7 protein-coding genes are annotated in these 5079 nt (G+C 36.2%); 4 read left to right on the plus strand and 3 right to left on the minus strand.

The features are described 5' to 3' along the window. Positions 1-174: 174 nt before the first annotated feature. The 3 genes from V7659_RS11720 (at position 175) to V7659_RS11730 (ending at position 1910) form a co-directional block, all read left to right on the plus strand. Positions 175-780 carry a DUF6230 family protein gene (locus V7659_RS11720; RefSeq protein WP_335540166.1) on the plus strand — a complete coding sequence of 202 codons (606 nt, stop codon included), beginning with the start codon at positions 175-177 and terminating at the stop codon, positions 778-780. 37 nt (positions 781-817) lie between these two features. Beyond that, on the plus strand, positions 818-1258 hold the full coding sequence (locus V7659_RS11725; RefSeq protein WP_335540167.1) for a DUF6114 domain-containing protein: 441 nt from the start codon (positions 818-820) through the stop codon (positions 1256-1258). A 94-nt stretch (positions 1259-1352) separates the two neighbouring features. Then, positions 1353-1910: a hypothetical protein gene (locus V7659_RS11730; protein ID WP_335540168.1), complete on the plus strand. Its 558-nt coding sequence runs from the start codon at positions 1353-1355 to the stop codon at positions 1908-1910. 38 nt (positions 1911-1948) lie between these two features. Here the strand turns inward: V7659_RS11730 and V7659_RS11735 are convergent, their stop codons facing one another. From V7659_RS11735 to phaQ, 3 genes are all read right to left on the minus strand, one after another. Beyond that, a complete protein-coding gene (locus V7659_RS11735; RefSeq protein WP_335540169.1) occupies positions 1949-3154 on the minus strand; it encodes a coiled-coil domain-containing protein in 1206 nt (401 codons plus the stop codon). 420 nt (positions 3155-3574) lie between these two features. After that, a complete protein-coding gene (locus V7659_RS11740; protein WP_335540170.1) occupies positions 3575-4174 on the minus strand; it encodes a hypothetical protein in 600 nt (199 codons plus the stop codon). Next, a complete protein-coding gene (gene phaQ / locus V7659_RS11745) occupies positions 4155-4592 on the minus strand; it encodes a poly-beta-hydroxybutyrate-responsive repressor (RefSeq protein WP_335540171.1) in 438 nt (145 codons plus the stop codon). Before phaQ ends, V7659_RS11740 begins: the two co-directional genes overlap by 20 nt. Positions 4593-4742: 150 nt before the next feature. Here phaQ and V7659_RS11750 point away from each other — a divergent pair. Beyond that, positions 4743-5079: alpha/beta fold hydrolase (locus V7659_RS11750; RefSeq protein ID WP_335540172.1), on the plus strand; the 337-nt coding region annotated here is incomplete at its 3' end.

Raw genomic sequence — 5079 nt, forward strand, 5'->3', positions numbered from 1 at the left:
ACAGGGTGCCAAAATCAACAATAAGCTTTAACATAACCTAGCTACTGATAATCTTCCTACAAATGTAGGGATTTCGGAAACTGTTAATTTATCATAAAATTGTGACGAATGGTGTAAGCACTTACAAAAACCTGTATTGCTTGCACGGTTTATAATACAAAAGGAGGAAAGGGAATGAATTTAACAGCAGAATCAGTAATTATTGGCGGGCAAACAGTTAAGAAGAAGTTGGTCTATGCTTTAATTGGCGGTTTTTTGTTCTTAGGAATGCTGCTAAGTATTTTTGGAATTACAGGTGTAGCCGTTGCAGCTCCATTAAGTGGTTTTGGTGAATTTACTGTCAAATTCGACAAACTGGTAGGCGAAGGATTCCAATTATATGGTGGCGTTGCGGACGGAGCAACCACTAAAAATAATCCAGTTGCCGTCAATGCTATTGACAAAGCAACGATTAATGGCTTAGAAATTTCTAAAGCGATCCCTGCTCTTGGGATTCGGGTTGTTATTACCTCTGACAAACCAGTTGAGATTAATGGACTTCTTCAAAAAGCAACAATGGTAAATGGGGATGCCAAATTTGAAGAACTAACAATGTCCGAAAATTACATTGGAAATTATGACCTCACTGACCCGGCACAAAGAGCAGAAGCACTGGCTAAGGAATTTACTCAAAAGGCCAATACCATCACAATTGAAAATGGTAATTTACAAACATTATATCTTTTCCAAAAAACTGTAAGTTTACCAGGAATGAAGGTTTACTTCGAAAAGCTAAACTAATTTAACCATCACAGAATATTGAGTAAGGATGATAAATATGAACTCTACTTATTCAAAACGTGAGCGGTTTAAGAGTTGGAGAGCAAGGCGCCCTTTTTGGGGGGCGACCTTGTGTATCCTTTCTGGACTGATCATTTTATGGGTACCTGCAAAACTTTATGAAGTAGCAGCTGCCCCAGGAAGTATCCTATTTGTGGGCTTCTTCTTAGGCGGGCTGACGTTGTTAATGGGTGTCTTGACGTTTATTATGCCAAGGCTTTCAACCCTTCTTGGTGTTTTGGCTATTTTTGCTTCAGTTCTTTCTATAATGGGTGCACTAGGCGGATTCCTCATTGGTACCATTCTCGGTATCATTGGCGGTTCGATGCTGATTGCTTGGAAGCCTGAGATTGCATCAAAACCGGCAGAACAAGAGTCAAAAAACGATAATTTCGCAGAGAAGGAAGTAGCATCAGGTAAAGATACATTATCAGAATAATAGTTTAATGCAGTACCTTATATTAAGGCTTGTTAAACAAACAGGTGAGCTAATTTAAGAAATATTAATAGCATTCGCAGAAACGGTGATCGCTTTGGAAAGAACTAATATTTATAAGTTTTTAATCATTTTGGTTCTCATTTTGGGTGGAGTGTTTATACCAACCAAGGATAGTTTTGCAAGCAATTCCATAATTATTGGATTTATTATTGAAGCTGATCAAATAGAGGGTACCTTAGAAGACCCTGTCATCATAACTGAAGATACGGCGGTAGAGAAAGCTCGGCCAATGCTTGAATTGAAATTTGAAAATCTTTCAGCAAAGGGTTTACGTATAAAAAAATTAGTTCAATCGCCTAAGGGGATTGTTACATTCGATATGAATCCTAAAGAAACAGTCCTTTTCAACAATTTAACCCTTCATGTTACAAATACTGTATTTGTCGATCACCACTTACCATCTTCTGGTAATATTGGTTTTAAAAAGATTAAATTATTAGCACATCGTGTAACAGCTAATAATTCAAATCTTCCCCAATTCCAGTTAAGGTTTAACGAGGGCGGCGAAGTTGAATTGGAACCAAAAAGTGAGGATGAACTTATCCAAATGAAAACAAATTTAAAGTATTTACTAAGCAGGCAGCAGCAATAAAAAGAAGCGATGCATTGAAGCATCGCTTCTCTTTATTGTTAGTCGTTGATGATTCTCATAACACGCCCATTAAACTTCTTTTTGTAAAATCCTTGTGTTAAATCTGCAACTGCTATTCCGGTTGAACTTTGAGAACCAATAAATTTACCTCCGCCAAGGTAAATCCCTACATGCCCATCAATTTTATAAGTGTCAAAGAATACTAGATCTCCAGGACGCGCCTCACTTAGGGTAACTCTTGTGCCAGTATTTTTTAGGATATCTGTATGAGCGCCCACTTTAATTCCTGCCTGTCTAAAGGCCCACGCAACAAATCCGGAACAATCAAATCTACCTTGGGCAACGTCATAAGAGTTTCTCCCCCCGCCAAATACATAGACAGAGTTTCCAATATATTTTTCTCCAGCATGAATGACCACATTAATCGCTTCATTCGTGGTTGTAGGCAAAGGAACATTCACATTAACGGTTTCATTATTCTTATCTGTACCTTTAGAATTTTGGGCTTCGTTTATTAATAGCGCTTCTTTTATTGCCAGTGTACCATCTTTCTGTTGTAGATCAGCTTTCTCAGAAAGTTTTTCCTGCTCTTTCAACTTAAGTTCCGCTTTTAATGCATCATTTTGCTCTTTTTGTTCTAATATTTGTTCTTGCATCCCTAAAAGTTCTGTTTTCATACTTTGCAATTCGTTTAACTTTTTCACTACTGAAGATTGTTTTGTTTGGACTTCATTCTGATCCTCTTTATACTGTTTAACTAGGTCTTGGTCTGCTTCCACCAAAGATGCAACCGCACCAAGTCTTTCTACAAAATCACTAAAGCTTGAAGAACCTAGAAAAACGTGAATATAGCTAACCTGACCACCATTTTCTTGAAGCGATAAGGCACGTTTTTTTATTAATTCATTGCGTTTATTAATTCTCTCTTGAATGGTTGTTATTTCTAGCTGAAGATCCTGCACTTGGGACTGTAAGGCTTTTACCTTTTCTTCTGTTTGAACAATCATTTTATTATTATCTTTAATGGCTTGCTCAACTCTGTTAATTTGTTCAGCTAGTTTAATTAATTCATCTTGGACTTGAAAAATTTCTATATTTGCTTTTGAAATATCTGTTTGAAGACCTGTTCGCTGATCCTGTACACTTTTAAGTTTATTTTCCTTTGCATATACTGCTGGACAAGAGAAAACACTCCCGAGTCCCATAAAAATGGTCGTACATAGTGCGATTATCTTCTTTTTCAATCTGGTTCCCCTGCCTTTTTAAAATAGACATCAAGCATCTAAGACGATTTAATGTATTTTAATTTCTAGGTCACACGACAAAATTCCTATGTAATTACCAATTTAATAATCTAAGCTATCCAATTATGTAGGTCATTCTTCATATAAACTTTCCAATATCATCTTATTTTGTCCCAACTAAAAGTATATCAACTATCTTTGTCAAATGAGTAATAATTTTATTACATTTATATTTCAGTGGTAATTACTGGGTAATATGCAATTAAATGTCTAATATTTCTATACTTAGATTCCTTCAACAAATAAAAAGAACCACAATCTCTATAATTTTAAGAAAAGAGATTGTGGTTCTTTTGACTTGCAATCGATGCTTATATTATTCAATGCTGTTGATTCTCCTTAGAAGTTAATACCTAGTAGTTACTGAATCTTTACAAATTCTTTAAGACTACCTTTGCTTCGGTCAATAATGTTTAAATGTGTATCTCTTGCTAATTTAATATATTCCTTCCTAACCTGCTGCCATGCATTGCGTCGGTCACGATCAAAAGCTACGCTCGATTCTGCATTTTTTTCAAATGTATCTTCCAATTGGTCAACAATATGGAAAACTGATTTAATTGGCGTTAATGCAAGGTTCTCTAACTGTCCAGAAACCTCTAAAACCTGTTTCTTAAGTTCTTCTCTCTCATTCATTGGTAAATTCTCATCTTTAATTTCTTCTTTACCGAATGAAAATTGATGCATTAGTTCAGAAACCATCTCTTTGTTTGTTTTTTTCGACTGGTCATACAAATTTGCAACCGATTTTCTAAATTGCTTATTGAATTTAATGACCTCTTTTAATGCATTAATGTATGCATCCTCTCTATTCTCCCGAAGCTGTTCTGCCCGTTCACTTGATAGTTCAAATTGATCCCAAAACGTGTTTACAAATGATCCTACAGTCACCGATTCTTCTGCTGTTGGTACATTTGTTTCTTTAGCAGCTTGAACCGTTTCATTTTTCTTCTGTGCCATCGTCTTTCCTCCTCTTTCTATTATTGACTTTCTCTATTGGATCCTTCTTTTGGAACGAAGGAATATAGAGCTCAAAGAAACTGGTATACATTTTGAAAAATTGATCCAATAACGATTGGTAGGATTCTAGTTGGTTGGCATAACTCGATAAGTATGTAATTCCCGCTTTAGTTATTGAATATTTTCTTTTAGCAGGACCGCTCCCAGTTGTATCCCATTCTGAGGATAGAAGCTCGTCCTTTTCTAGTTGTCTTAACAGTCTGTATAAATTCCCCTGGTCAAGCGTCTTAAACCCGAATGCCTCTAGCTTCTGGATAAGTTCATACCCATGAAGTGACACCCTGCTAAGTAGCAATAAAATAAATGGCAGCACAAAGTTTTTTGATGGATTAATCGTTTGATTGTCCTGATTCACCATATCTTTATCACCTCACCCTATATATGTATTTTACACCTATGAGTAATATTTTGTCAACTCAGCAAATATTTATGAGTATAAGTCAAAAATTGGTGTCTACACTTCCCTCTATTTGGCAATAAACTAATAAAAATAAAAAGGTGGTGTGAAATGAAAAAAGCAAGAGTTAGTAAATTGGGAGTGCCTTATATGCATATAGGTACAGGCGACCCGTTGGTCTTGATCCATGGTTTAGGTGAAGTAAAAGAAGGGTGGGAAGACCAATTTGAATTGGCTGATCAGTATGAGTTGATCATCCCTGACTTACGTGGTCATGGAGAATGCAGTAAGACGGATGGAATATCAATAGAAAACTTTGCCTTAGATATACTCGGCTTATTAAATGAATTAAAAATTGAAAGCGCTCATATTTTGGGTCTGTCAATGGGTGGTGCAGTTGCACAGGAGATTTACCGGCAGGCACCTGAACGCTGCCGCACTCTCCTGT

It is taken from the genome of Neobacillus drentensis, from assembly GCF_036966985.1.
Taxonomy (GTDB): Bacteria; Bacillota; Bacilli; order Bacillales; family Cytobacillaceae; genus Neobacillus; species Neobacillus drentensis_E.

What these genes read in the sequence shown, in the direction of transcription:
- V7659_RS11720 (WP_335540166.1), top strand. Translation starts at nt 175, where the DNA reads ATGAATTTAACAGCAGAATCAGTAATTATTGGCGGGCAAACAGTTAAG.
- V7659_RS11725 (WP_335540167.1), top strand. Translation starts at nt 818, where the DNA reads ATGAACTCTACTTATTCAAAACGTGAGCGGTTTAAGAGTTGGAGAGCA.
- V7659_RS11740 (WP_335540170.1), bottom strand. Translation starts at nt 4,174, where the DNA reads ATGGCACAGAAGAAAAATGAAACGGTTCAAGCTGCTAAAGAAACAAAT.
- phaQ (WP_335540171.1), bottom strand. Translation starts at nt 4,592, where the DNA reads ATGGTGAATCAGGACAATCAAACGATTAATCCATCAAAAAACTTTGTG.